The sequence below is a fragment of the Caenibius tardaugens NBRC 16725 genome (assembly GCF_003860345.1).
GTDB classification, from domain to species: Bacteria; Pseudomonadota; Alphaproteobacteria; order Sphingomonadales; family Sphingomonadaceae; genus Caenibius; species Caenibius tardaugens.
The window spans coordinates 3,128,148-3,155,138 of sequence record NZ_CP034179.1; the positions used below are offsets into that span (position 1 = coordinate 3,128,148).

A 26,991-nucleotide genomic window follows, 5' to 3' on the forward strand; every position below is an offset into this window, starting at 1 on the left:
ATGACGCGGCAACCGATTGCAGACGCTCGCGCCAGACCCGTGAACGGTGACTGAATGCCCCACAGAAGCGACGAAGCGCGGCGTCAGGTCGATTGGTGATCAATCTTGCGGCGGAACAGAACCCGGTCTTCAGGGCCGAAACCCTTGCGCCAGATCACCCAGCCATAGGCCAGAAGGATGGCCGGGATGCCGAACAGCAGTTCTATCCATTCCGGCAATTGGATGAAAATCCAGCCAACCAATCCAGCCGGAATAACTGCCCAGACCAATGCCCAGCGCCAGTTGTTGATCCGCTGATTGAGAATGCGCGACAACAGCCAGGCTTTCGCAACAGAGGACACGCCCAGCGCCACCATCAGCGCGGCAGCCACGGCCGCAGCCCAATAGAGTTCACCCAGGCCAAGGTCTTTGGCCAGCAGGATCAGGACGACGCTGAGGGCAACCTGAAAGCCGATTGTCGCGAGCGAGATACACAGATTGCGCAGACGGGCGGTGTAGACCAGCGCCGCTTCGGATACCACGGCGGTGGCGGCCGCCACTTCGGCCGCCAGCAGCAGCGCCATGGCGCCGGTCCCTGCGACGAAATTGGGACCGACCAGCCCCATTACCGCTTCTCCAGGGATGCCCAGCGCCAGCGCGATGCCCGCTTGCGCCGCAGTGATCCAGAAACCCACCTGACACACCTGTTTGGCGATCGCGGCGTAGTTCTTTTCCTTGAGATTGCGCGTAATCACCGGGCCAAGAATAGGCTCGAAGCTGGTTTTCAGCTTTTGCGGCAGGCTCGCCACCTGTTGCGCGACATAGTAGATTCCGACTGTGGACGGCGAGGCGAACAGGCCGAGAATGGCGATATCCGCGCGCCGCGTCCCCCATTCGATGGCGTCGGCTGTGGCGAGCGGCAGGCTCTGCCGCACCAACCGCCACATTCTCGACGGGTGGGGGCTCCAATGATGCGGCAGGCCGTATGTCCCGATCATCGGGATGAAGGCCACCACCGCTGCTGCCGCAACCGACAGAAGATAGGCGATTGAAAGGCCGCTGGCTGGCATGATGAAAAACATCACCCCTGCCATGATGGAAATCGTCCAGGGTTCGACAATCGCCCGGGCGCGCACCGTGGTGGCAATGTCGAAGCGATAGGCCTGCGCGGCCAGGGCGACTTCTGTCACCGCAAGAAACACCATGCCCAGTGGCAAGAGGCGGTCGATTGCGGTATATTCGCCGCTGGGGAACATCGGGATCGGCACAAGATAGAGGCCGATCGCGACGACGATGGAAAACAGGGCGGCGAGAAACAGTCCGTCCATCACCACATTTGCGGGATTGCGATCTTCGGCATGGGCCAGCCATTGCGCCAGACCGCGCTTGAGCCCGAGCGCACAGAGTTGCCCCAGCAATTCCACCAGCACGAGGGCATAGGCGAAGCGACCAAGCGCATCGGCGCCGTAAAGGCGGCCCGCGATAAACAGGAACGGCAAGCGTGCGGCCAGCCTTAACAGAAAGCCGAGGAAATTCGTCCGTCCACCCTTGGCAAGGGCGGCGATATCGTCCTGCGATGCCTGTTCGCTCACGCAGGCTCTTCTTGTTCGGGCTTGAGCGGGCGCGCGAGGATATCGCGTACCACATCAGACGCCGGTGCACCGCCCAGAAGGGCGTGGACTGCTTCGACAATGGGCATGGAAACGGCGTATTTGCGCGCCAGTTCGACCAGAACCGGGGCGGTGAATGCGCCTTCTGCCACCGTTCTGCGATCGGCCATCAAGCTGGCCGGATCCTGTCCTTCACCCAGCGCCTTGCCCAGCGAGAAGTTGCGGCTGGACGTCGAAGAGCAAGTCAGCACCAGATCGCCCAATCCGCACAGCCCCGCCAATGTCGCGGCCTGCCCGCCCAACGCTTCGCCAAAGCGGAGCATTTCGGCATAACCGCGAGCGATCAGTGCGGCGCGCGCGTTCTGGCCCAGCCCGAGCCCGTCCACCACGCCGCAGGCAATCGCGAGCACGTTCTTGACCGCGCCACCCACTTCGGCGCCGATAACGTCGTTCGAATAATAGGGACGGAACGCGGGGCGCGCGATCGCGGGGGCCAGCCGGTCCCATTGCGCATCCCCGCCGCCACAGGCGAGCGTGACAGCCGTGGGTTGCCCGGCGGCCACTTCGTGCGCGAACGTCGGGCCTGAAAGAACCGCGATCGCGCTGCCGGGTGCGGCATCACGTGCCACATCGCTCATCAACCGGCCGGTGCCGTTCTCGATCCCCTTGCTGCATAGCACGAGATCGCGCGGCAGACGCGGCATCTTGCCGAGAATCGTGGCCAGATGCTGCGCGGGCGTGACCAGCAGCAGCGTTTCGCATTGCGCCGCTTCGGCCAGATCGCCGGTGGCGCGGATCGTTGGCGCCAATTGCGCGGAAGGCAGGTAAAGGCTGTTGCGGCGCTTGTCGTTGATATCCGCGATCACGTCCGGTTCGAGCGCCCAGATCAGGACTTCACGGCCATCCGAAGCCAGCATCTGGGCCAAGGCCGTGCCCCATGCGCCGGCGCCAACCACACCAATTGTGGGGATGACTGCTGCGTTCATGCCTTTACTCCTGCGCCGCGCACCGGCGCTGCCTCCGGATCAAGCGGCCAGCGAGGCCGGGCCACGAAATCGAGGGGGTCTGACTGGCCCTGCGCATGGCGTTCCACCCCGGCCCAAGCAATCATTGCGGCATTGTCGGTGCACAGTTGCAGGGGTGGGGCGATAAACGGCAGATCATGCGCAGCCGCCAGGTGTTCGAGCGCATGGCGCATCGCCTGATTGGCCGCAACGCCGCCTGCCACGACCAGCGCAGTCACGCCGTCCATTGTCGCCAGTGCCCGTTTGAGCCGGTCGATCACGCAATCGATCGCGGCCTGCTGGAAACTGGCGGCAATATCCGCGTCACGATAGTGCCCGCTGTCTTTCGCGCGCAAAACGGCGCTTTTCAGCCCGGCAAAGGAAAAATGGGGTTCCGCGCTACCGATCAGCGGGCGGGGCAGAGGGACGGCTTTGGCATCGCCTTCGCGCGCCAGCTTTTCCACTCTGGGGCCGCCGGGGTAGCCGAGGCCGAGGATTTTCGCAGTCTTGTCGAACGCTTCGCCCAGTGCATCGTCGATTGTGGTCGCCATCCGTCGGTATTGGCCGACGCCGTCGACCCGCAGGATCTGGCAATGACCGCCCGAGACCAGCAGCAAGGCATAGGGGAAACGCAGGGCGGGGTCGGCAAGACGCGGCGACAGCGCGTGCCCTTCGAGATGATTGACGGCAATCAGGGGCTTTCCTGTCGCCATGGCCAGCGCCTTACCGGTAACCAGACCCACCATGACACCGCCGATCAGGCCGGGTCCGGCAGTGGCGGCAATCGCATCCACATCGTTCAGGGTCAGGCCCGCGTCGGCCAGAGTCGCCGCAATCAGCGGGGCCAGCCGTTCGGCATGGGCCCGGGCGGCGATTTCCGGCACGACCCCGCCATAGGGGCGGTGCGCATCGTCCTGCGACGCAATATGCTGCGCCAGGATCGCGCGTTCCGATGTCACCAGCGCAGCCGCTGTTTCATCGCAACTTGATTCTATGCCGAGGATCAACGCCATCATGCTTCCCCTGAACGACATTGCGCATTAGGGCAAGCAGCCGAAATGACCGCATTGCACAGACTCCGCCTTGGAACCCGTTCTTCCCCCCTTGCGATGGCGCAGGCAGAAGAGGCGCGCGCGCGCCTGTGCGCAGCCCATGGCTGGGGTGAAGAGGCGATTGCACTCGTGCCCGTCGTGGCGACGGGGGACCGGATTCAGGATCGCCCGCTCGCCGAAATCGGCGGAAAAGCGCTGTGGACCAAGGAATTGGACCAGTGGCTTTATGAAGGGCAGATCGATGCCGCCGTCCATTCGATGAAGGATGTGGAAACGATCCGGCCCGATTGGCTCGCCATTGCCGCGATCCTGCCGCGCGTGGATACGCGTGATGTGCTGTTCGGCGCCGCATCGATCGCAGACTTGCCGCAAGGCGCGCGTGTCGGCACCAGTGCGCCGCGCCGCGCGGCCCAGATGCTTTCCGCCCGCCCTGATTGCACGATTGTGCCGTTTCGCGGCAATGTCGCCACCCGGCTGGGCAAATTGGCGGCGGGGGAGGCTGATGCCACTCTGCTGGCAGCAGCCGGGCTGGAACGGCTGGGGCAGGATCATGCGGGCACCCCGCTGCCGCTCGGCCAATGGCTGCCAGCCCCGGCGCAAGGCGCGATCGGTATCGAATGCCGCGCGGACGACAAAGGCACGCAGGCGCTTTTGGCGGCCATCGATCACGGCCCCAGCCATGCGCAGATCATCGCTGAACGCGCGCTGCTGCTGGCGCTGGGCGGCAATTGCCACAGCCCGATCGCGGTGCGCAGCGCGATCGAAGCGGATGAGATCACGATGCATGCCGTGCTGTTTTCACCCGACGGGGCGGAACGGGTGGAAGGGCACGCGCGCTTTGCGACGGATGATCTGGCGGCGGTGACGTATCTGGCCGCCGACCTGCTTGCGCGCGCCGCCCCGGCGATAGCTGTGCATTTTTCCGGTTCGGCATGACAGCGCGGGCGTTTGCGATCCGGCCTGAACCCGGTTTGCAGGCCACGCTGACCGCAGCCCGCGCGCTGGGGCTGAGAATTCACGGCGAAGCCCTGTTCGCCATCCGGCCCGTGCCCTGGGTGGCACCTGCTGGCCCGATTGATGGCTTGCTGATTGGCAGTGCCAATGCCCTGCGCCATGGCGGCGAAGGGCTGGCGCAATGGCGGCACTTGCCCGTCTATGCTGTCGGCCCGGCGACGGCAGAGGCCGTCCGGCAGGCAGGCTTTGCGGTTGCCGCCGTGGGTGAGGGGCGGTTGCAACCGGTGCTCGATAGGCTGCAAGGACAGGAAATGACCCTGCTGCGGCTGACCGGGGCGGAGCATGTGCCGCTCTATCCCCCGGCGGGAATCGGGATTGTCACCCGTATCGTTTACGAAAATGCGCCCTTGCCGATGCGCGACGCGCTGGTCGCACAATTGCACGAAGGCGGCGTGGTTCTGCTGCATTCGGCGGTTGCGGCGCGCCATCTTGCGATGGAATGCGACCGTCACGGCATTGATCGGGGGAAGCTGGGACTGGCGGCGTTAAGCCAGCGCATCGCGGTGGCTGCCGGCGAGGGATGGCGATGCTGTCGGGTTGCCGCGACACCGGGCGAGGCTGATCTGCTGGCCTTGGCAAAGGACATGTGCCATTGACGCGGTTCGGATAAGCCGACGGGTCATCGCACGAGCGCTTAGTATATGAATGCAACCATAGCCGAAGAACAACAGACCGCAGACGCGCCTCAGCCGGTATCGGCATCCGCGCCTGCGCCGCGCAGTCAGGCGCCCGGCATCCGGCTGGGCCTGAAATCCGTGTTGCTGGTTGTGCTTGCGGCATTTGCGCTGGGTATCGGTCTGGTCGGCTGGCTGGCATGGGAACGGGGCATCGATTTCCGCACCATTCTCGGGCTGCAACCCGCACCGACGACGACAGTGGTGCTCAAAGGCCTCAAATCGCCGGACGAAATCCAGAGCACGGATCCCGAGATCGCTGCCGCGGCGGCAGAGGCGGTGGACGCCGTGCAGAAAGTGGAAAAGGTTGCGGAAGTACAGGGCGGCTTTGATCAGCGTATCGCCGCGATGGAACAGCGCCTTGCCCGGCTCGATCTGCAGGCGCAGGCGGCCTCAGGCAACGCCGCCCGTGCCGAAGGTTTGCTGATCGCATTTGCCACGCGCCGCGCGATGGAACGCGGCGCACCGCTAGGTTATCTGTCCGATCAGTTGCGGTTGCGCTTTGGCGATGCCCGGCCCAACGCGGTGCGCACCATTATCGAAGCCGCACGCGATCCGGTGACGCTGGATCAGCTCATGGCCCGTCTTGAAGGGCTTTCTCCCGAGCTGGTGAGCGCGCCCAAGGACGAAGCGCTGTGGACCCGCACGCAACGTGAATTGAACAACCTGTTTATCATTCGCCGCGAAACATCGCCGTCTCCCGCGCCGCGTCGCAGGCTGGAACGGGCGAAGATGTTCCTCGAAAGCGGGCGCGTGGAAGCGGCTGTGGCCGAAGTGAAGAACATGCCGGGCGCCGATGCCGATAATGTGCAGGACTGGGTGCAGGATGCCCAGCGTTATGCCGCGGCGCAGGCTGCGCTCGATCTGGTGGAAACCACGGCGGTGCTCGATCCGCGTGATCTGCGCGATGCGCGGGGCAACAAGGTCGAACAGCTCAGCCCGGGCGTGCTGGACTGATCGGCTTTATTCCGGAACGTTCTGTCAGGCGGCGCCGATGCGCTGCAGTTTGGCCTGAAGCGACTGGTGATCGAATGGTTTGAGGACATATTCGTCCGCCCCAGCCTCGATCCCCTTGTGAATGGCCTGTTCGTCGCGATTGGTGGTGCAAAACACCACTTTGGGTTGCGTGCCGCCGTCCAGACCGCGCAAGGTGGTGACGAATTCCAGCCCGCTCATCACCGGCATGTTCCAGTCCAGCATGATCAGATCGGGCATCGCGGCCTTACATTTGGCCAGCGCTTCTTCGCCGTTTTCCGCCTCGGTCACTTCATAGCGCAGTGTTTCGAGGATGCTGCGCGATACCTTGCGGATCATGCGCGAATCATCCACCACCAGGCATTGGCGCACAACGGTGCTGCCCTGCGTTTCCTCAGGGCGTTCCCCGCCATCGCGCGCTTGCGATGGCCATCGTTTGATCAGATCGCGAATGGGGTCAGTCCCTTGTCATGCTGAAGCGTATCTTCCGCGGTGGAGTCCATTTCCGCAGGGGTGATGCGAACATGCAGGTAAGGCACCCAGATGTCGCCATAATCGGCCTTCTGGTACCACAGGTCGAGCACATCGTATGAGGCCCAGAAACCATCCGGTTCGCGCAGGCGGATGCCTTCGCCAATACGCGGCACCACGGCGAAGCGTAGCCGTTCCTGCGTCTGATGCGTCTCGTTCTGGATTTCGATTTCAATCACGATTTAACCATGTCCTTTGGCTTGGCCTGCATGCTACGACGCAATCCTTGCCAAAATACCAACGCAATCGTCCTCGGCGTAATTTTATGTCGCCGCCTGATGGGTTTTAATTAATTCTTCAATAATTCCGGAAGCTTACCGGAAACGCCGCGTGCCTCATTCATGAAAAACTGTTTGAGCGGGCTGATCCGCTGCACGCCCGCCATCCCCAGGCGGCGGATGGCTGAGGGGATGCGCCCGGGCACGCCGAACAGGCGCGTGATGCTGTCGCAAGCGAGCGAAACGGAGAAGGTGTCGAGCCCGCGCCAGCGTTCATAACGCTTGAGCAACTGGGCATCGCCCGGATCGAGGCCGATACGCATGCCGTCGGTCAGCACTTCGACCAGCGTGCCGACATCGCGCAGGCCGAGATTGAGACCCTGACCGGCGATCGGGTGAATGCCATGCGCGGCGTCACCCACAAGGACCAGGCGTTCCCCTGTCATGCGCACGGTATGCTGGAAGCTGAGCGGATAGGACGAACGCTGGCTGTTCAGCGTGACTTTGCCGAACATCCCGTTCATGCGGCTTTCGATTTCGGCACAGAAGGCACGTTCGGGCAGGGCCAGTACACCGGCGGCATCCTTTTCCGAAACGGTCCACACCAGTGCGCTGCGGTGCTGGCCTTCCGGGCCATCAAGCATGGGCAGCAGTGCGAACGGCCCCGCGGGATAGAAGATTTCCCAGGCGACATTGTCATGCGATTTTTCATGGTCGAGCCCGACAATGATCGCGCGGTGTTTGTAGTCCCAATGCGCCAGTTTCAGCCCGGCTTCATCCCGGGTGGGGGAACGGCGGCCTTCGGCGGCGACCATCAGGCGGCCCTTCAGAACCTGCCCGTCGGCCAGTGTGACGGATACCCCGTGCGGCCCCCGTTGCCGGTCGACCACGCGGGCAGGCGCATGCCATGCGATCAGTTTTTCATCCCGCGCTGCCTCGAACATCGCTTCGCGCAGCACGCGATTGGAAAACATCACGCCCAGCGAGCCTTCGTGCGGTTCCGGCTGGAAATCGATCCGGCCGGGCTTCATGCCATCGGTCACCGCGATCGAGGCAATCGGGCATCCCTGTGGGGCCAGCCGGTCGGCAAGACCGATATTGGTAAAGAGGTTCCAACTGGCGGTGGAAATGGCGGAAGCGCGCCCATCGAAGCCATCGGCGGTAAGCGCGGCCGGATCGGCCATGTCGACGACATGGCTGGCGATGCCCTGCTTCGCCGCGGCCAGTGCCAGCGTCATCCCGACAAGACCGCCGCCGATGATTACCAATTCACGCGTATCGGACATGATGAGCTTCCATTGCGGGTTCAGATAGCCTGCCCTAAAGCCCGCACCATCATGAGTGCAAGGACAATGCCGCATTTTGCCTTCTGTCGGCTGTGGGCCGGGCTGATCCTGCTGTTTGCGCTGGCGCTGGCCGGTCCGGCGCGGGCGCAGAACAATATTGCGGCGGAACTGGTTGCGAACGGTGCGGCGCAGCCGGGCAAGCCACTGGAACTGGCGCTGCACTTCCGCCCGGCGGAAGGATGGCATGGTTACTGGGTCAATCCCGGCGATGCGGGGTATGGCCTCACGCTGGATTGGCAATTGCCGCTGGGTTGGCAGGCAGGCAATCCCGAATACCCGGTGCCGCACACGTTGAAAATCGGCCCACTGATGAACCATGTCTACAAAGGCGATTATGCGGTTCTGGTACCCGTGCAAGTGCCGCGCGATGCCGCCGCCACTCCGGTGACCGTGCGCGTGAAGGCGCAATGGCTGGCTTGTACCGACACGATTTGCGTGCCGGAAAGGGCCGAACTTTCGACCACGATCCACCCTGGGGCGGGATTGATCGATTCGCGTTTTGACGGCTGGCGCGCCGCCATTCCCGCGCTGCTCGATCAGCCGGGGCGTTTTGCGCAGACGGCCGATCGGCTGCGGATCGCCATTCCGCTGCCTGCCGCCATGGCACTGTCCCAGCCGCATGTGTTCGTGGAGAACACCGAACTGATCGATTACGCCGCGCCGCAGGTGTTCCGGCGCAAGGGCGATTGGCTGATTGCGGAACTGGTGCGCAAGGGTGGTGGGCAAGCCAATGAAATAACCGGAATTTTGCGCACGGATGAGAGCGGTGAGGGGGTGCGGTTTGCGGCTCGGCCGGGTGCGGTCCCGGGCGGCGGCACGTTGATTGCCGCTGTGCCTGCCAATCTGCCTTCGCTGTGGCTGTTGCTGATCGGTGCGCTGGCCGGTGGGCTTTTGCTGAACATCATGCCCTGCGTCTTTCCCATACTCAGCCTCAAGGCGCTGAGTCTTGCCCGCGCGGGCGAGAGCGCGGCCGAGGCGCGGCGCGAAGGGTTGGCCTATACCGCGGGCGTGGTTCTGGCCTGTCTGGGGCTGGGGGTCTTGCTGCTCGCCCTGCGTGCCGGCGGCGAACAGGTCGGCTGGGCATTCCAGTTGCAGGAACCGTGGGTGGTGGTCGCACTGTTGCTACTGGCTGTGGCGATCACGGCCAATTTTGCCGGGCTGTTTGAATTGCCCACGCTGTCGATCACGCGCGATGGCAAACCGGGCGGCGCATTCGCCACGGGGTTGCTGGCGGCATTCGTTGCGACACCATGCACCGGTCCATTCATGGCGGCGGCGATGGGGGCGGCGCTTCTGCTACCCGTGGCGCAGGGGCTGTTGCTGTTTGCGGCGCTCGGCCTTGGGCTGGCCTTGCCGTTCCTGCTGCTCGGGTTTGTGCCGCCTTTGCGCCGCTTGTTGCCGCGTCCGGGGGCGTGGATGGCGCGGTTCCGGCAGATACTGGCACTGCCCATGGGGCTGACGGCACTGGCGCTGGTGTGGCTTGCAAGCAGGCTGGGCGGAACGGGTTTCATGGCCGTGGCCTGCCTTGCGGCGATTGGCCTTGTGCTGGCCCTGTGGATCGTCGGCTACCGCCAGCGGCGGGGAAAGGCTGTGCTTGCCCCGTTCCTTGCGGTGTTCGTGCCCTTTGCCCTGTTTGCGGCGATTGCCCTGCCAGCGGCATTCAGTCCGCCGGACAAGGCAGAGGCAGGCTTGCTTGCGCCGAAGGATTTCAGTGTGGAGGCGCTGGCCAACGCCCGGGCGAGCGGTCGACCGGTGTTCCTGTGGTTTACAGCGGACTGGTGCGTGACCTGCAAGGTCAACGAACGCGTGGCGATCGAACGGGAAGCAACCCGTCTTGCGTTCGACAAGGCGGGTATCATCGCGATGCGGGGTGACTGGACCCGTCGCGATCCGGCGATCACGCATTTCTTGACAGAACAGGGTGTGGCGGGCGTACCGCTCTACCTCTGGTATCCGGCAGGCGGGGAAGGGCGGCAGTTACCGCAGGTGCTGACCCCGGATAGTCTCGTCAGGCTGGCGGAGCAGGCGGAGTAACCGGTTCCGCTGTGGCCTGCGCCGTCATCCCATGGCGGCAGGCAGTGACGACCCGGGCCGGTTCCGCGCTGGCGGCCAGCTTCAGCGTGCCGCCGCCGGGCAGGGTCGCCTCGACCGCACTTCCATCAAGGAAAACATCGAGTTGCGGATCGAGCGCGGGGGTGCGGCTTTCCCAGCGCCAGGCGCCGCCTTCAGAATGGGTTTCGGCTGCCAGCCGCGCGTTCATGCGTGCGCCCAGCAGTGCCAGCAGCGCCTTGGCCCCGGGATCGGCCGGCGCGTAGCGAACCATATGGATAAACGGCCCCGCGCCTTGTGCTTCTTCACAGGTCAGTGAGAAAAGCGGGGTTTCGCCGGGTTTACCGAAACGGAGCGAATTTGCGCTGTCCAGCGCAGCCCAGACCGCATGGGTGACATCGGGCGATGCCGCCAGAATGGGTTCGGGCTGACTGCCAATCTCTTCAAAAGAGAATTTCTGGACCACATTGTCACTGGCCGCTGCACTGCATGCAGCCAGTGGAAGACAGAAAAAAGAAATAAGGGCGCGCCGCTGCATCTGTTCAGTTCTGTTAATTAATGACTGCGATGTCCTTATATTGCTGCGAGAACTGCCAAGCGCAACTGATCATCATGGCATTTCCACGTTGTTGCGTAACTATCTGGCGCAAATATACATTCTACCGCCCCCATTTGCGCTGTACCTTGCCGTAACGCATTTTGCGCGTGCCGGGTTTGCCTTCGTTGCTGCGCCCGGCGACAGGAGCCTTGCGTTCGGCTTCTGGCAAACCAAGTTCTTCCGCTTCCAGACGGCGGATTTCATCGCGCAATCGCCCGGCCTCTTCGAATTCCAGATCAGCGGCGGCGGCGCGCATTTTCGCTTCCAGTTCTTCGATATAGGCACGCAGATTGTGCCCGACGAGATTGTTGCGGCCTTCTGCATCGATATCGACAGTAACCCCGTCCTGCGCCGCGGTATGCGCCACGATATCGGCAATGCCGCGCCGGATTGTTTGCGGGGTGATCCCGTGTTCTTCGTTGTAGGCGCGCTGTTTATCCCGGCGCCGGTCGGTTTCCGCGATGGCCCGTTCCATGCTGCCGGTCATACGGTCAGCATAGAGGATTACCCGGCCATCGACATTGCGCGCGGCGCGGCCAATCGTCTGCACCAGCGAGGTTTCGCTGCGCAGGAACCCTTCCTTGTCGGCGTCGAGAATGCAGACCAGCCCGCATTCGGGAATATCCAGCCCTTCGCGCAGGAGGTTGATGCCCACAAGCACATCGTAAACCCCCATGCGCAAATCGCGGATCAGTTCGATGCGTTCCAGCGTTTCCACATCGGAATGCATGTAGCGTACGCGCACACCGGCTTCGTGCATGAATTCGGTCAGATCTTCGGCCATGCGCTTGGTCAGCGTGGTAACCAGTGTGCGATAGCCGCGCGCCGCCGTTTCGCGGCATTCGTTGATACAGTCCTGGACCTGATCTTCCACCGGGCGGATTTCCACCGGCGGGTCGATCAGGCCGGTGGGGCGGATCACCTGTTCGGCGAAGACGCCGCCGGTCTGTTCCATTTCCCAATTGCCGGGGGTGGCGGAAACGGCGACGGTTTGCGGGCGCATCGCATCCCATTCGTTGAACCGCAATGGGCGGTTGTCGATACAGCTGGGCAGACGAAACCCGTATTCGGCCAGAGTCAGTTTGCGGCGATGGTCCCCGCGCGCCATGGCGCCGACCTGCGGCACGGTCTGGTGGCTTTCATCGACAAACAGCAGCGCGTTATCCGGCAGATATTCGAACAGCGTCGGCGGCGGTTCTCCGGGAAGGCGGCCGGTGAGAAACCGGCTGTAATTCTCGATCCCCGCGCAAGACCCGGTGGCGGCGATCATTTCGAGATCGAAATTGGTGCGCTGTTCCAGCCTTTGTGCTTCGAGCAGACGCCCTTCGGCATTAAGTTCCTTGAGCCGTTCGGAGAGTTCGAACTTGATGGCCTCGCTCGCCTGTTTCATTGTCGGACCGGGCGTGACGTAGTGCGAATTGGCGTAAATCCGGACTTTGTCGAGGCTGGCCCCCTTCTTGCCGGTCAGGGGATCGAATTCGGCGATTTCCTCGATATCGTCACCGAAGAAACTGATCCGCCACGCCATATCCTCATAGTGGCTGGGAAAAATTTCGAGATTGTCGCCGCGCACGCGGAAATTGCCGCGGGCAAACGCGGCATCATTGCGCTTGTACTGCAGGGCAACAAGCTTGCGGATGATCTCGCGCTGGTCGGCCGTATCCCCTTTCTTGAGATCGAAAATCATCGCGGAATAGGTTTCGACCGAACCGATACCGTAAAGGCACGAGACCGACGCCACGATGATCACGTCATCGCGTTCGAGAAGTGCACGGGTGGCGGAGTGGCGCATCCGGTCGATCGCCTCGTTCACCGAGCTTTCCTTCTCGATATAGGTGTCGCTGCGCGGAACGTAGGCTTCCGGCTGGTAATAATCGTAATAGCTGACGAAGTACTCCACCGCATTATCGGGGAAGAAGCTTTTGAATTCGCCATAAAGTTGGGCAGCGAGAATCTTGTTCGGGGCAAGAATCAGGGCGGGGCGCTGAACATGTTCGATGACTTTGGCCATCGTGAAGGTCTTGCCCGATCCGGTGACGCCCAGCAGCACCTGCGTCTTTTCCCCGTCGCCGACCGCCTGCACCAGTTCGGCAATGGCGGTGGGCTGATCGCCTGATGGCGCGTATTCGGACACGATCCGGAACGGCTTGCCGCCGTCTGTCTTCTCGGGCCGTGCCGGTTTGTGGGGGACAAAGGTGCCGGAGGTATCCGGCTCTTCCAGCCCGCGACGGATTACAAGTTCTGCCATGGCGGTGAATATGGGCGCAGCAGGGCGGGCACGCAATCGTTGGCAGAGGGCGTTTCGCCTGTTAGCGTGTGAGATGAAAAGACAATCGGTCGCTGGATTGCAACATTTCTGGAGAATTCCATGCGTATGAAACATGTTCTTTCGTTCACTGCCCCGCTCGCCGCAGCGCTTCTGCTGGCAGGTTGCGGCAAATCGGACGAAGGCCCCAAGACCCCGGAACAGGCAGCGGCTGAAGCATCGAAGATGGCAAAGCCGGAACCGGGCAAGTACCGTTCGAGCGTGAAGGTTCTCGAGTTCGACATTCCCGGAATGCCCGCTGCCCAGGCGGAACAGATGAAGGGCATGATGGGCGGCAAGGACGGTCAGGCCACGGAATTCTGCCTGTCGGCCGAAGACGCCAACAAGGGCTACGAGGAAATGGTGAAGAAGTCCTCACAGGGCAACTGCACCTTCGAGAAGTTCAACGTCGCCTCCAACACGCTTGATGCCAAGATGGCCTGTGACATGGGCAACGGCATGAAGTCGGATATGACGATGAACGGTACGACCTCGTCCACTGGCTCCAAGATCGTGATGGACATCAACAATACCGCGCCGCAGATTCCGGGCGGCAAGATGCACACCAAGATGGAAGTCACCAATGAACGGATCGGTGATTGCACCTGATCCGGTCACCCGGTCTGATGGGCCGGTGGCTGGTACGCGATGAACGTCCAACCTCCTGTACCGGATGACGGGCCGCTCGGCGTCGATGAGGATATCGACGCCGGCGGTTCCGCCCGTATGGCAGCCCTCTATCGGGAAGCCGCCCGGCGTGCCGCTCTGGCTGGCGAACCCCGACCCAGTGGGGTCAAGGGGCCGCCTATCCGGCGCATGCTGGGTGAGCTCGATGTTTTTGCTGAACCCTTCCGCCGGTTCACGCGCAATTTCCCTGTTGAACGCACCAGCAATCCGCGCACGGTGATGTTGCTGCCGGGCTTCGGTACGCACCCGGTGCGGATGCGCTATATGGCGCAGCAACTGGAGAAGGCCGGGCACAAAGTTAAGCGCTGGGGGCTGGGGTTCAATTTCGGCCCGACCGTTCAGAATATTCCCCTGCTCGAACGCCGCCTCATACATCTGCACAAACGCTATGGCCGCCCTGTGGTGCTGGTCGGGTGGAGCCTGGGCGGTTTGTTTGCCCGCGAACTGGCGTGGCGTCATCCCGATATCGTGGCCAAGGTAGTGACCATGGGGTCGCCGTTTTCCGGCAATCCGCGTGCCAACAATGCCTGGCGGATATATCATCTGGTCACTGGCCATGCGGTGGAATCGCCACCCATCGACACGGATTTGGCGATGAAGCCGCCGGTGCCGACCGTGGCCCTGTGGAGCCCGCGCGACGGCATCGTTTCGGCCCGGTCTTCCCGTGGCCTGCCGGGGGAACGGGATCGGGAAATTGCCTTGCGTTGCACGCATTTGGGTTTCGCCTACTCGCCCGAAGCGATTGCCGCGGTGCTGCGCGAACTGGAGGATATTTGAAAAAAATGCAGCAAGTGTCTGGAATCGATTGACAGTGCCCCGGCATATGGCATTGTTGCACTGCAACATAAGAGGCCTATGACGATCTCAAGCCCGACATTCGACGAGATGTTCACCGCTGATGGCGGGACCCGGTCAGCCTATGCCGGATATTCCGAATGGCTTGAGGCACAAGATCAGCACTGGATGACACACAAGGGGGCTGAAGCCGAAGCCTTCTTCCGGCGCACAGGGATCACTTTCAACGTTTACGGGGAAGAGGATGCGGAAGAGCGTCTGATCCCCTTCGATCTCGTGCCGCGTATTATTACCGGCAAGGAATGGCGGCGTCTGTCGCGCGGGATCGAACAGCGCGTCCGGGCTCTGAACGCATTCATTCACGACCTCTATCACCGGCAGGAAATTGTCCGGTCAGGCCGCCTGCCCGAACGGCTGTTCCGCGACAATGTGGCCTGGCTGCCGGAAATGGTTGGCCTGACACCGCCAGGCGGGGTTTACACGCATATTGTCGGGATCGATCTGGTTCGCACCGGCCCTGACGAATTCATGGTTCTGGAAGACAACGCCCGCACGCCCAGCGGGGTCAGTTACATGCTGGAAAACCGGGAAACGATGATGTCGATGTTCCCGGAACTGTTCACCGGGATGCATGTGCGGCCGGTATCCGATTATCCCCGCCGACTGGCCAAAAGCCTTGCCGCCTGTGCCCCGGAATGTGCCGCGGCGCGGCCGGTGGTCGCCGTGCTGACGCCGGGCGTCTACAATTCGGCCTATTTCGAACATGCCTTTCTGGCGGATCAGATGGGCGCGGAACTGGTGGAAGGCAGCGATCTTCGGGTTCAGGACGGCCGTGTCTGCATGCGCACGACCCGCGGTTATCAGCCGGTCGATGTGATTTATCGCCGGGTCGACGATGAATACCTCGATCCGCTGAGCTTCAACCCGACGAGCTTGCTGGGTGTGCCGGGTATCATGGATGTCTATCGGGCCGGGCGGGTGACGATTGCCAACGCACCGGGGGCTGGTGTGGCGGATGACAAGGCGATCTACAGCTTCATGCCCGAAATCGTGGAATTCTATACGGGCGAGAAGCCGTTGCTGCCCAATGTGCCCACCTGGCGGTGCGCGGAAAAGGACAGTCTGGCCTATGTTCTGGCGCATCTTGAGGAACTTGTGGTCAAGGAAGTTCACGGTTCCGGCGGGTATGGCATGCTGATCGGCCCGACATCGTCCAAACGGGAAATCGCCGCTTTCCGCAAGAAGCTCGAAGCCAAGCCGGAAAACTATATCGCGCAGCCCACTCTGGCACTGTCGACCGTGCCGGTCTTCACGAAGAAGGGGCTCGCCCCGCGCCATGTGGACTTGCGCCCCTTCGTGCTGGTTTCGCCGCAAGGGATCGATATCACGCCGGGCGGCCTGACCCGGGTGGCGATGAAGAAGGGGTCGCTGGTGGTGAATTCCAGCCAGGGCGGCGGCACCAAGGATACCTGGGTGCTGGACGACTGATGGGCGGCGCACGGATCAGGACGGAGACGCAGCCATGCTAGGGCGGACCGCCAACAGCATCTTCTGGATGTGCCGTTATCTCGAACGGGCGGAAAACACCTCGCGCCTGCTCGACGCGGGGTTCCGCATGTCGCTGACGCGGGCGTCGGATTCCGCCAGCGAGGAATGGCGTTCGGTCATTGTCACATTGGGGCAGGTCGAACACTACGACACGCTGTATGACAGCTATACCGGGCCGCAAGTGTGCAATTATGTGCTGCGCGCGCCCGAAAACCCCAGCAGCGTGCTGGCCATGGCGGAAATGGCGCGCACCAACGCGCGGGTTGCACGTTCTTCGCTCACCATGGAAGTGTGGGAAGCCGTCAACGAAGGTTGGATGACGTTGAAGGACATGCTGTCCCGACCGGTCAGGGAAAGCAATCTGGGCGCGGTGCTGGCCACTATCCGCCGGGAAACCACGCTGTTCCGCGGCGCCAGCTATGGCACCATGCTGCGCAGCGACATCTACCAGTTCGCACGGGCCGGGATGTTTATCGAACGCGCGGACAATACGGCGCGTATTCTGGACGTGAAGTATCACCTGCTTCTGCCTTCGCTGGCCTATGTCGGGTCCAGTCTCGACAGTTCACAGTGGGATCAGGTGCTGCGATCACTGGCAGGCGATCGGGCCTACAGCTGGCTCAACGCCGGCCAGATGGACCCACGCGGAATTGCCGAATTTCTCATTCTGGATGCCCGTTTCCCGCGCAGTCTGCGGTTCAGTTACGAACAGCTTTCCCAGCATCTTACGGAACTGGCACGGGAATATGGGGAAGAAAGCCCCGCGCACGCCGTGATGCGCGACACGCGGGACTGGCTGGCCGAACGCACCATTCAGGATATTTTCGACACTGGTCTGCACGAATTCCTGATCGACTTCATCGACCGTAACCAGGCGGTCGCGAATGCGATCGCGGAGGATTACCGCTTCATCACATAGGAGCCTGCCCTTGCACCTCGCTATCGACCACACGACCCGATATCGCTTCGCCGAACCGGTCGCATATGCTTTGCAGAGGTTGCGGATCATGCCCAAGGCCACACAGGGGCAGGTCGTGCTTGACTGGCATGTCGAGTATGAAGGGGTGAAGGAAGAGCTGTCCTACGAGGATCAGAACTGCAACCGCGTAACGCTGGTTTCCGTCGCGCCCGGCACCAGTGAAGTGGTCATTCGCTGTCACGGAACGGTGCAGACCGAGGATCGCGCCGGTGTGATGGGCCCGCATTCGGGGAATTTGCCGCTCTGGGGTTTCAGCAGCCAGACCGCCTATACCCGACCGGGCCCGAAAATCCGTGCACTGGTGGCCGCGGTGCGCCGTGAAGAACGCGACCTTCTGGGGCAATTGCACGCGCTGTCTGCGATGATTCTCGAACACGTCGCCTATGAAGCTGGTCATACCGGGGTGGAAACGACTGCGGAACAGGCGATGGAGGCAGGCCACGGGGTCTGCCAGGACCATGCGCATATTTTCCTTTCCGGCGTCCGCCTGCTGGGCGTTCCGGCGCGCTATGTCAGCGGATATCTGATGATGGACGACAGGGTTAATCAGGAAGCGACCCATGCATGGGCCGAAGCCTATGTCGAGGGACTGGGCTGGGTGGGCTTTGATGTGGCCAATGGCATCAGTCCCGATGCGCGCTATATTCGCGTGGCGACCGGGCGTGATTACAGGGATGCTGCGCCGATTACGGGAATCAGTTTTGGTGGTGTAGAAGAGGAATTGCACGTGCAACTGGCGGTGGAGCGGCAGTTTACGCAGCAGTAAAGCCGGGCCAGCCTGACATAAACTGGCGTTGATCGGGCGGCGAAGGGTCGCTAGCGCCCGGTTTTCAAATATTATTTGGCAGTGCCAGAGGAATACGCATGACCTATTGTGTTGGGATGATGCTGGACAAGGGCCTCGTGCTCATGAGCGATACCCGCACCAATTCGGGCGTCGACAACATCTCTGTCTTTCGCAAGATGTTCTACTGGTCGGTGCCGGGTGACCGCATCATCGCGCTGATGACGGCAGGCAATCTGGCGACCACGCAGGCGGTTATCAGCCAGCTTGAAGAACGGACCAAAACCCCTTCCGAACGGCACAATTCGCTGCTCGAAGCGCCGACGATGTTTCAGGTGGCGGCTGAAGTAGGGCGGTTGCTGCGCGAAACGATCCAGAATTCACAGAGCGATAACGGGCAAAACGGCGAGGGGCGTTTCACCGCCTCGATCATTCTGTGCGGGCAGATCAATGGCATGGAACCGCGCCTGTTCATGATCTACCCCGAAGGCAATTTCATCGAAGCGACTTCGGACACGCCGTTTTTCCAGATCGGCGAAACCAAGTATGGCCGCCCTATCATCCTGCGCGGTTATGAGCGCGACATGAGCTTTGAGGATGCGGTGAAACTGCTGATGGTGTCGTTCGATTCGACGCTGAAGGCGAACCTTTCGGTGGGCATGCCGCTCGATGTCATGGTGATTGCACGCGATGGTTTCGGCCCGTTGCATGTACGGCGGGTCCATGCCGAAGATGCGTATTTCCAGTCGATTTCGTCAAACTGGGGTAATGCGTTGAAATCGGCGTTCGATTCGCTGCCCGATTACAGTTTCGGTGCGGACAGGGAACCGCCTCCGGCCAATCTGGAACTGTCCTAACGACAGAACGCGCCGTTGCCGATTTCCAGATGGAGATGGTCCCGGTGGGCCTGGTTGTAATTCGGACCCAACACCGTTCCGAACCGTTTGCAGGCGCTATCCTGCACCACGCGCAGAAACTGGCGTTCTGCGGGTGAGCCGTTATTCCAGTGTTCGAGCACGCTGATGCGCTGCCCGTTTTCCAGAATGAATGCGGAGACATCGACCGCGTTGGCCGTGGCATGGGCGGAACGGCGTCCGGTGCCTGCCACATTACGACAGGCATAGCTGCCCATGGTTTCGATGCGCACCAGCCCGCTTCCGAGAATCTGCCGTGCGGCGCGATCGGCGCCGAAACGCGCCCATTGTGCGAAAGTGCTGGCAACCGGACAGGCCAGCGGACCAAGGTTTGCAACCGCCAACTGATTATAATCACCACGAATATCGGACAATTTTACGGTGTTGAGATTGGAACAGCCGCCGCCGAAATACTGATCGGGCAGGGGGGTGAAGCTGGCGTTGGTCTGGCCGAGCTGGGCCAGGCACTGCCGGGCTTCGGGGCGAGGGGTGATCACCGTGGCCGATTGTTTCGTGCCACGGGATTTGGAAACCTGCGGGCTGTCTATGCACGCCCCCAGCATGGCCATCAGCGGTAGCAATAGAAATATGCGCCTCATGCACCGGAATCTGTCAGCAATATGGTTACTTATCAATTCATAAGGCTGATTGGTCGGTCGTTTTCCGCTGAAGTGTTGCCAAGCTGCGCTTGACTTGGCGCTGGGCAACTCTATTTGCCGCTGCGGGCCACGCGGTCCCAACGCCGCGCGAGCTCTCTGTAAGGAGAGTCATTTATGACTGAGAATACCAAGCCGCAGACCGTTCCTGCGCGTCCTTTCTTTTCTTCGGGTCCCTGCGCCAAGCCGCCGGGCTATTCTCTCGACAAACTCGCTACCGAATCGCTGGGGCGCTCGCACCGCGCGAAGATCGGCAAGAACCGTCTGGGTTATTGCATCGATCTCATGCGCGAGATGCTGCAGCTGCCCGATACGCATCGGATCGGCATTGTGCCGGGTTCCGACACGGGCGCATTCGAAATGGCGATGTGGACGATGCTGGGCGCCCGCCCGGTCACGACGCTGGCCTGGGAAAGCTTCGGTGAAGGTTGGGTCACCGATGTTGCCAAGCAGCTGAACCTCGATCCCACGATCATCCGCGCCGACTATGGCCATCTGCCCGATCTGGCGCAGGTCGACTGGTCGAACGACGTGCTGTTCACCTGGAACGGCACCACTTCGGGCGTGCGCGTGCCGAATGGCGACTGGATCCCGGCTGACCGCGAAGGTCTGTCCTTCGCCGACGCCACCAGCGCGGTCTTCGCTTACGATATTCCGTGGGACAAGATCGATGTTGCCACGTTCTCCTGGCAGAAGGTGCTGGGCGGCGAAGGCGCGCATGGCGTGCTGATCCTCGGCCCCCGCGCTGTGGAACGCCTTGAAAACCACACGCCGGCCTGGCCGCTGCCGAAGGTTTTCCGCCTCATGTCCAAGGGCAAGCTGGCCGAAGGCGTGTTCAAGGGCGAAACCATCAACACCCCGTCCATGCTGGCTGTCGAAGACGCAATCTTCGCGCTGGAATGGGCCAAGGGTCTGGGTGGCCTTGAAGGGCTGAAGGCCCGTGCATCGGCCAATGCTGCTGCGCTCAATGCCATTGTCGAAAGCCGCGACTGGCTCGGCCATCTTTGTGCCGACGAAGCCAACCGTTCCAAGACCAGCGTCTGCCTCACGGTGGAAGGCGCCGATGCCGACTTCATCAAGAAGTTTGCCGGTCTGCTGGAAGCGGAAGGCGCAGCCTATGACATCGCCGGTTACCGCGATGCCCCGGCTGGCCTGCGCATCTGGTGTGGTGCGACGGTTGAAACGGCGGACATCGAGGCGCTCGGCCCCTGGCTCGACTGGGCGTACGCTTCTCTGAAAGCCTGAGACATTCCGGCACCCTGATCCCGTTTGATCGGGGTGCCGTTTTCCTCTGCCTGCGCAATGCGGGCGCGATGGATGCTGACACAGTGACAGCACGCAATTCCAAGATTGGAACTTACATGACCAAGCCCAAAGTCCTTATTTCGGATAAAATGGATCCGCAGGCCGCGCAGATTTTTGCAGAGCGCGGTTGCGATGTTGATGTCATCACCGGCAAGACACCGGAAGAGCTCAAGGCCATTATCGGCCAGTATGATGGTCTGGCGATCCGTTCGTCGACCCGGGTCACCGCAGACATCCTTGAGGCGGCTACCAACCTGAAGGTTATCGGCCGCGCTGGTATCGGTGTCGACAACGTCGATATCCCCGAGGCTTCGGCCAAGGGTATCGTGGTGATGAACACCCCGTTCGGCAACTCGATCACCACTGCTGAACACGCGATTGCGCTGATGTTCGCGCTTGCCCGCCAGCTGCCCGAAGCCGACGCTTCGACCCAGGCCGGCAAGTGGGAAAAGAACCGCTTCATGGGCGTGGAACTGACCAGCAAGACGCTGGGCCTGATCGGTGCTGGCAATATCGGTTCGATCGTAGCGGATCGTGCGCTGGGCCTGCGGATGAAGGTCGTGGCCTTCGATCCGTTCCTTTCGCCGGAACGCGCGCTGGAACTGGGCATCGAAAAGGTCGATCTGGATGAATTGCTGGCCCGCGCCGATTTCATCACGCTGCACACACCGCTGACCGATCAGACGCGCAACATCCTGTCGAAGGAAAACATCGCCAAGACGAAGAAGGGCGTGCGTATCATCAACTGCGCGCGTGGCGGTCTGGTGGATGAAGCCGCACTGAAGGAAGCGCTGGATTCTGGCCATGTGGCCGGTGCCGCGCTGGACGTGTTCGTGACCGAACCGGCCAAGGAAAGCCCGCTGTTCGGTACGCCGAACTTTGTCAGCACGCCGCACCTTGGCGCATCGACCAGCGAAGCGCAGGTCAATGTCGCGCTGCAAGTCGCGGAACAGATGAGCGACTTCCTGCTGACTGGCGGTGTCACCAACGCGCTGAACATGCCCTCGCTCTCGGCGGAAGAAGCGCCCAAGCTGAAGCCCTACATGGCGCTTGCGGAAAAGCTTGGCTCGCTGGTCGGGCAGCTGACCACCGGTTCGCTGGCGCGGATTTCGGTGCATACCGAAGGCGCCGCCACGGAACTGAACGCCAAGCCGATCGTGGCCGCTGTTCTGGCAGGCTTCCTGCGGGTGCAGTCGGACAGCGTGAACATGGTCAATGCGCCGTTTCTTGCCAAGGAACGCGGCATGGAAGTGCGTGAGGTCAAGACCGAGCGTGAAGGCGATTACCACACGCTGATCCGCGTTTCGGTCAAGACCGAGGCGGGGGAACGTTCGGTTGCTGGCACGCTGTTCAGCAATTCCGAACCGCGTCTGGTCGAACTGTTCGGCATCAAGGTCGAAGCCGAACTGGCTGGCCACATGATGTACATCGTCAACGAAGACGCGCCGGGCTTCATCGGCCGCATCGGTACGCTGCTGGGTGAAAGCGCGATCAACATCGGCACGTTCAACCTGGGCCGCCGCGAAGCGGGTGGCGAAGCGGTGTTGCTGCTTTCGGTGGACAGCCCCGTTCCGGCCTCGGTGCTGGAACAGGCCCGTGCCCTGCCGGGCGTGAAACGCGCCATGGCGCTGACCTTCTGATCCAACCATCACGCCCCCGTTCGCCCCGGTTTTCCGGTGGCGGGCGGGGGCTTTTGTTTTCGGGGTTCGACAGCGCGATCCCGAACGGCTAGTGGGCGTGGCACTATGACTGACCCGACGCGTGATCTGCTGCCCGAAGGGCTGGAGGACCGGCTTCCGCGTGAAGCTGCCGCCGTGACCCGTATCAGCCGTGCCGCCATCGATGTGATGGACAGCCACGGCTATGACCGGGTGCGCCCGCCGCTGATCGAATTCGAAAAATCCATGGCCGGACGGATGGATGGGGTGCAGCCGCGCCGCATGTTCCGGTTTGTCGATCCGTCGAGCCTGCGTACGCTGGCGCTGCGGTCGGATATCACGGTGCAGGTCGGGCGAATTGCCGCCACCAGCCTCGCCCGGGCACCGCGCCCGTTGCGCCTGTGTTATGGCGGGCAGGTTGTCACGATCAAGGGCGATGGTCTCGATCCCACGCGCGAACGCCTGCAACTGGGCGCCGAACTGATCGGCAGCGATGCGGTGGAAGCGGTCAGCGAGATCGTTCTGCTGGCGATTGAGGCTTTGACCGCGGCTGGCGCTCGGGGAATTTCGATCGATTTCACTTTGCCCAATCTGGTCGATGCCCTGGCGGCGGGGCCGTTCCCGCTCGCGGGCGATGCGATCGAGGCGGTTCGCCGCGAACTCGATGCCAAGGATGCGGGATCGCTGCGCGAGATCGGCGGGGAAGCGTATCTCCCGCTGCTCTACGCCACCGGGCCGTTTGATCGCGCGATTGCGCAACTGGCCGCGATCGATGCGGGCGGTGCGCTGGCCAGCCGGATCGACGGGTTGAAGGCCGTGGCCGCGCGCGTGGGCGACAAGGCCCGGATTACGCTCGATCCCACCGAGCGCCACGGCTTTGAATACCAGAGCTGGTTCGGCTTCACGCTCTATGCCGAAGGCGTACGCGGGGTTCTGGGACGTGGGGGTACCTATCGCATCCACGGGCTGGACGAACCGGCAACCGGCTTCTCGCTCTATACCGATGAACTGGTGAAGGCCGATCAGGGTGCGGAACATGCGCGTGACGTGCTGTTTCTGCCGCTTGGCCATGATGGCGAAGCCGCCGCGCGCCTGCGGGCGATCGGCTGGCGGACAATCGCCGCGCTTTCCAAGGCGGATGAAGCGAAGGTGTTGGGTTGCACGCATGTGCTTGACGGGAAGGAGCCGCAGCCGCTCTGACGGCAAGGGGGCAAATTCTCGCCCCTATGCCTTGACTCGCTCCCGTTGCAGACGGTAACGCGCGCCCGTTATTCGGGCCTTGCAACGGGTCCATTATCAGCTTCCCACACGCCGAGTCCTGTCGAAGGGCGTGTCGGAACCACCTGGCAGGGTGAGGGACTCTATCAATGGCAAATGTGACGGTGATCGGCGCCCAATGGGGTGACGAGGGCAAGGGCAAGATTGTCGACTGGCTGGCCAGCCGGGCGAATGCTGTGGTCCGCTTTCAGGGCGGGCACAATGCCGGCCATACGCTGGTGGTGGGCGGTGAGGTTTACAAGCTGAGCCTGCTGCCTTCGGGCATCGTGCGCGGCACGCTGTCGATTATCGGCAACGGCGTTGTGCTCGATCCCTGGGCGCTCAAGGCGGAAGTGGAAAAGCTGATTGCGCAGGGCGTCACGATCACGCCGGAAAACTTCGCGATTGCAGACAATTGCCCGCTGATCCTGCCGATCCATCGCGATCTCGATCAGCTGCGTGAAACGGCGGCGGGCAAGGGCAAAATCGGCACCACCGGGCGCGGCATCGGCCCCGCCTATGAAGACAAGGTTGGCCGCCGCGCGATTCGCGTGTGCGATCTGGCGCATCTCGATTCGCTCGATCCGCAGCTTGACCGGGTGTGTGCCCACCACGACGCTTTGCGCGCCGGGTTCGGCGAACCGCCGGTCGACAGGGCGCGTCTGATTGCCGATCTCAAGGAAATCGCACCGTTCGTGCTGCAATTCGCCCAGCCGGTGTGGAAACGACTGCGCGATGTGAAGAAAGAAGGCGCCCGCATCCTGTTCGAAGGCGCGCAGGGCGTGCTGCTGGATGTCGATCATGGCACCTATCCCTTCGTCACCAGCTCGAACACGGTCAGCGGTACGGTCGCGTCCGGTTCGGGCATGGGGCCGGGTTCGGCGGGCTTCGTTCTGGGTATCGTGAAAGCGTATACCACGCGTGTCGGTTCCGGTCCGTTCCCCACGGAACTGGACGATGAAAACGGCCAGCGTCTTGGCGAACGTGGCCATGAATTCGGCACGGTTACCGGGCGCAAGCGCCGGTGCGGGTGGTTCGATGCCGTGCTGGTGCGGCAAAGCTGCGCGATCTCGGGCGTTACCGGCATCGCGTTGACCAAGCTCGACGTGCTGGACGGGTTCGATACGCTGAAGATCTGCACCGGCTACAAGCTGCGTGGTGAAGTGATCGATTATCTCCCCGCACATGCCGCCGATCAGGCCGAGGTGGAACCGGTCTACGAAGAAATCGAAGGCTGGCAGGGCACCACGGCGGGCGCACGCAGCTGGGCCGATCTTCCGGCGCAGGCGGTGAAATATATCCGCCGGATCGAGGAACTGATCGATTGCCCGGTCGCCAGCGTGTCCACCAGCCCGGAACGGGATGATACCATTCTCGTGCGCGATCCGTTCGAGGATTGAGCCTGACGCCGGAAAGGCTTAGCCTTTCCGGCGATGAAACCGCGTGCTCTGCTCGTTCTGCTGTTGCCGGTGCTGACTGCCGGGGCGCAGGCGCAAGATTCCCTTTCGTTGCCGCCGCTGACGCAGGCGGTGGACTATGTGCAGGTCAGCAAGTCGGGACGCACGCTCACGCTCTATCGCAAGGGCCAGGCCCTGCGGACATATAGCGGCATCCAACTGGGTGATGCACCCGTGGGGCACAAGCGCTTTCAGGGGGACGAACGAACCCCCGAAGGCCGCTATCGCATCGATTATCGCAATCCGCAGAGCCGCTATCACCTCTCGCTCCACATATCCTACCCCAATGCGCAGGATCGCGCCTATGCGCGGGGCAGGGGGCGTTCGCCCGGCGGCGACATCTTCATTCATGGACAACCCAACGGTTTTCCCATGCGCCCGATCGGCGATTGGACCGATGGGTGCATTGCCTTGTCCAATGAAGAGATGGAAGAAATGTGGAATGTCGTACCCGATGGTACAGTTATCGATATTCATCCATGAAGCGATGGACTTGACCTGATCCCTTTTTGTTCACATCATGTTCGCGAATCGGGGGGAATATGACGCAAGCGAACTTCATGTATGATGCGGTGAACGACCGGGCTGGCTTGCCTCTTACCGTGGCGATTTTTGCGGACCGGCCGCATGTTCGTGCGGAAATGCGCGACGATGCGGAAGCCGCCGGTTTTCTGCTTTCCACTTCGGGCGACGTGGCGGCGCTGCTCGCAGGGGACGATATACGCGTTCTTGGCGATATCGTTCTGCTGGATTGTCCTGTGCTCGATGCTGCCAGCATGGCGGCGTTGTGCCGGCTCGATCTTCGCGCCGCACGGGCTGGGGCGCATCTGGTGGTTTCGACCTCAGTCGATGCGTTGGATGACGTGTTTGCCTGTCTCGATCAATCGAACCCGCAAATCCTTGTCGATCCCGATCGGGCGGAACGGGTGATCGCGCTCGGGCGCGTGTTGGCGCAGATGCCCGGCCAGCGCATGCGCGAACTGTCGCAGGAAGACCGGCTGCTGCTGTTGCGGCTGACGGAACAGGTCAGCCAGCTTGCCGCCCGGCTCGGGACGCCCGATCAGCGTGACCATCCGGTGCGCGAATCCGGCCTGTGGCAGGTGGAAGCCCCGCGCAAGGGTTTTCGCGGCGCGGACGGCGGCCAGAATGATGGGCGTAATGACGGGCGGCTTCGCCCCGGCGGAACCCCGGCGCTGCCTGATCCGCAGCGTATCCGGCAGGTTATCCGCAATCGCCAGCTGCGTACGCGTTTCTTCGATGCTGCGCTGTTTGCTGATCCCGCCTGGGATATCCTGCTCGATCTCAGTGCCGCGCGTGGGGAAGGGCGGCAGGTTTCGGTCACTTCGCTGTGCATCGCCTCGGGTGTTCCGGCAACCACGGCTTTGCGCTGGATTGCGCAGATGTCTGAGGTCGGGCTTCTGGAAAGGGTGGCGGACGAACAGGATGGCAGGCGCGCCTTTATCGGACTGTCGCAGGCTGCTGCCGATGGCATGGCGCGGTATTTTGCGGAATTGGATACAGGCGCCGGGCAAGCGGCCTGATCGCCCGGCCCGTTTGCCCGGTGGTGGGTTTATGCGGGAACTTTCTCAAGCCGGA

General features: G+C 62.3%; 25 protein-coding genes. 16 read left to right on the plus strand and 9 right to left on the minus strand.

The genetic code is table 11. The features are described 5' to 3' along the window. Positions 1–83: 83 nt before the first annotated feature. From EGO55_RS14660 to tsaD, 3 genes are read right to left on the minus strand one after another with little or no spacing between them, the layout of a single operon-like run. Positions 84–1,571: a lipopolysaccharide biosynthesis protein gene (locus EGO55_RS14660; RefSeq protein WP_021688630.1), complete on the minus strand. Its 1,488-nt coding sequence runs from the start codon at positions 1,569–1,571 to the stop codon at positions 84–86. Then, on the minus strand, positions 1,568–2,575 hold the full coding sequence (locus EGO55_RS14665; protein WP_021688629.1) for an NAD(P)H-dependent glycerol-3-phosphate dehydrogenase: 1,008 nt from the start codon (positions 2,573–2,575) through the stop codon (positions 1,568–1,570). The genes EGO55_RS14660 and EGO55_RS14665 overlap by 4 nt, the downstream gene beginning before the upstream one ends. After that, positions 2,572–3,606 (minus strand): tRNA (adenosine(37)-N6)-threonylcarbamoyltransferase complex transferase subunit TsaD, encoded by a 1,035-nt coding sequence (gene tsaD / locus EGO55_RS14670; RefSeq protein WP_021688628.1) that lies wholly within the window; start codon positions 3,604–3,606, stop codon positions 2,572–2,574. The genes EGO55_RS14665 and tsaD overlap by 4 nt, the downstream gene beginning before the upstream one ends. 45 nt (positions 3,607–3,651) lie before the next feature. Between tsaD and hemC the strand changes: the two genes are divergently transcribed. The 3 genes from hemC to EGO55_RS14685 are packed head-to-tail and all read left to right on the plus strand — an operon-like array spanning position 3,652 to position 6,290. Next, positions 3,652–4,581, plus strand: a complete 930-nt coding sequence (gene hemC / locus EGO55_RS14675; protein WP_084619821.1) for a hydroxymethylbilane synthase — start codon at positions 3,652–3,654, stop codon at positions 4,579–4,581. After that, entirely contained in the window at positions 4,578–5,255 is a 678-nt protein-coding gene (locus EGO55_RS14680; RefSeq protein ID WP_021688626.1) for a uroporphyrinogen-III synthase, read from the plus strand. The genes hemC and EGO55_RS14680 overlap by 4 nt, the downstream gene beginning before the upstream one ends. Before the next feature lie 45 nt (positions 5,256–5,300). Next, positions 5,301–6,290 (plus strand): hypothetical protein, encoded by a 990-nt coding sequence (locus EGO55_RS14685; RefSeq protein WP_021688625.1) that lies wholly within the window; start codon positions 5,301–5,303, stop codon positions 6,288–6,290. A 24-nt stretch (positions 6,291–6,314) separates the two neighbouring features. Here EGO55_RS14685 and EGO55_RS14690 read toward each other — a convergent pair whose 3' ends face one another. The 3 genes from EGO55_RS14690 to EGO55_RS14700 all read right to left on the minus strand — a co-directional run bounded on the left by EGO55_RS14690 (position 6,315) and on the right by EGO55_RS14700 (position 8,343). After that, the gene (locus EGO55_RS14690; protein WP_040714652.1) at positions 6,315–6,680 is read right to left on the minus strand and encodes a response regulator; all 366 of its coding nucleotides are present in this window, start codon (positions 6,678–6,680) and stop codon (positions 6,315–6,317) included. 68 nt (positions 6,681–6,748) lie between these two features. Continuing rightward, a complete protein-coding gene (locus tag EGO55_RS14695; RefSeq protein ID WP_021688623.1) occupies positions 6,749–7,018 on the minus strand; it encodes a hypothetical protein in 270 nt (89 codons plus the stop codon). 110 nt (positions 7,019–7,128) lie between these two features. After that, the gene (locus EGO55_RS14700; RefSeq protein ID WP_021688622.1) at positions 7,129–8,343 is read right to left on the minus strand and encodes a UbiH/UbiF/VisC/COQ6 family ubiquinone biosynthesis hydroxylase; all 1,215 of its coding nucleotides are present in this window, start codon (positions 8,341–8,343) and stop codon (positions 7,129–7,131) included. Between the two features lie 66 nt (positions 8,344–8,409). On the opposite strand from EGO55_RS14700, the gene EGO55_RS14705 reads away from it, so the two are divergent. Continuing rightward, a complete protein-coding gene (locus tag EGO55_RS14705) occupies positions 8,410–10,437 on the plus strand; it encodes a protein-disulfide reductase DsbD family protein (protein WP_021688621.1) in 2,028 nt (675 codons plus the stop codon). Here EGO55_RS14705 and EGO55_RS14710 read toward each other — a convergent pair. Together EGO55_RS14710 and uvrB are read right to left on the minus strand one after the other, a co-directional pair. Then, positions 10,412–10,918, minus strand: coding sequence for a hypothetical protein (locus tag EGO55_RS14710; protein ID WP_124916798.1), 507 nt, complete (start codon positions 10,916–10,918; stop codon positions 10,412–10,414). The genes EGO55_RS14705 and EGO55_RS14710 overlap by 26 nt on opposite strands. Positions 10,919–11,111: 193 nt before the next feature. Continuing rightward, positions 11,112–13,298: an excinuclease ABC subunit UvrB gene (gene uvrB / locus EGO55_RS14715; protein ID WP_021688619.1), complete on the minus strand. Its 2,187-nt coding sequence runs from the start codon at positions 13,296–13,298 to the stop codon at positions 11,112–11,114. 120 nt (positions 13,299–13,418) lie between these two features. Between uvrB and EGO55_RS14720 the strand changes: the two genes are divergently transcribed. The 6 genes from EGO55_RS14720 to EGO55_RS14745 all read left to right on the plus strand — a co-directional run bounded on the left by EGO55_RS14720 (position 13,419) and on the right by EGO55_RS14745 (position 19,005). After that, the gene (locus EGO55_RS14720; protein ID WP_021688618.1) at positions 13,419–13,964 is read left to right on the plus strand and encodes a DUF3617 domain-containing protein; all 546 of its coding nucleotides are present in this window, start codon (positions 13,419–13,421) and stop codon (positions 13,962–13,964) included. Between the two features lie 39 nt (positions 13,965–14,003). Further along, on the plus strand, positions 14,004–14,819 hold the full coding sequence (locus EGO55_RS14725) for an esterase/lipase family protein (protein WP_021688617.1): 816 nt from the start codon (positions 14,004–14,006) through the stop codon (positions 14,817–14,819). Positions 14,820–14,897: 78 nt separating this feature from the next. Continuing rightward, a complete protein-coding gene (locus EGO55_RS14730) occupies positions 14,898–16,325 on the plus strand; it encodes a circularly permuted type 2 ATP-grasp protein (RefSeq protein ID WP_021688616.1) in 1,428 nt (475 codons plus the stop codon). 34 nt (positions 16,326–16,359) lie between these two features. Next, positions 16,360–17,304 carry an alpha-E domain-containing protein gene (locus EGO55_RS14735; RefSeq protein WP_021688615.1) on the plus strand — a complete coding sequence of 315 codons (945 nt, stop codon included), beginning with the start codon at positions 16,360–16,362 and terminating at the stop codon, positions 17,302–17,304. A gap of 10 nt (positions 17,305–17,314) precedes the next feature. Next, positions 17,315–18,130: a transglutaminase family protein gene (locus tag EGO55_RS14740; RefSeq protein ID WP_021688614.1), complete on the plus strand. Its 816-nt coding sequence runs from the start codon at positions 17,315–17,317 to the stop codon at positions 18,128–18,130. A 98-nt stretch (positions 18,131–18,228) separates the two neighbouring features. Next, positions 18,229–19,005, plus strand: coding sequence for a proteasome-type protease (locus tag EGO55_RS14745; protein ID WP_021688613.1), 777 nt, complete (start codon positions 18,229–18,231; stop codon positions 19,003–19,005). Here EGO55_RS14745 and EGO55_RS14750 read toward each other — a convergent pair. Next, positions 19,002–19,661 (minus strand): extensin family protein, encoded by a 660-nt coding sequence (locus EGO55_RS14750; protein WP_040714650.1) that lies wholly within the window; start codon positions 19,659–19,661, stop codon positions 19,002–19,004. The two genes, EGO55_RS14745 and EGO55_RS14750, sit on opposite strands and share 4 nt — an antisense overlap. Positions 19,662–19,835: 174 nt before the next feature. On the opposite strand from EGO55_RS14750, the gene EGO55_RS14755 reads away from it, so the two are divergent. The 6 genes from EGO55_RS14755 (at position 19,836) to EGO55_RS14780 (ending at position 26,936) form a co-directional block, all read left to right on the plus strand. Next, positions 19,836–20,963, plus strand: coding sequence for a phosphoserine transaminase (locus tag EGO55_RS14755; protein ID WP_021688611.1), 1,128 nt, complete (start codon positions 19,836–19,838; stop codon positions 20,961–20,963). A 116-nt stretch (positions 20,964–21,079) separates the two neighbouring features. After that, positions 21,080–22,663: a phosphoglycerate dehydrogenase gene (gene serA / locus EGO55_RS14760; RefSeq protein WP_040714837.1), complete on the plus strand. Its 1,584-nt coding sequence runs from the start codon at positions 21,080–21,082 to the stop codon at positions 22,661–22,663. A gap of 105 nt (positions 22,664–22,768) precedes the next feature. Next, positions 22,769–23,881: an ATP phosphoribosyltransferase regulatory subunit gene (locus EGO55_RS14765; RefSeq protein WP_021688609.1), complete on the plus strand. Its 1,113-nt coding sequence runs from the start codon at positions 22,769–22,771 to the stop codon at positions 23,879–23,881. Between the two features lie 167 nt (positions 23,882–24,048). Further along, the gene (locus tag EGO55_RS14770; RefSeq protein ID WP_021688608.1) at positions 24,049–25,338 is read left to right on the plus strand and encodes an adenylosuccinate synthase; all 1,290 of its coding nucleotides are present in this window, start codon (positions 24,049–24,051) and stop codon (positions 25,336–25,338) included. Positions 25,339–25,371: 33 nt separating this feature from the next. After that, entirely contained in the window at positions 25,372–25,878 is a 507-nt protein-coding gene (locus EGO55_RS14775; RefSeq protein ID WP_021688607.1) for a L,D-transpeptidase family protein, read from the plus strand. Between the two features lie 59 nt (positions 25,879–25,937). Then, the gene (locus EGO55_RS14780; protein WP_021688606.1) at positions 25,938–26,936 is read left to right on the plus strand and encodes a helix-turn-helix domain-containing protein; all 999 of its coding nucleotides are present in this window, start codon (positions 25,938–25,940) and stop codon (positions 26,934–26,936) included. The last annotated feature ends 55 nt before the right edge of the window (positions 26,937–26,991 follow it).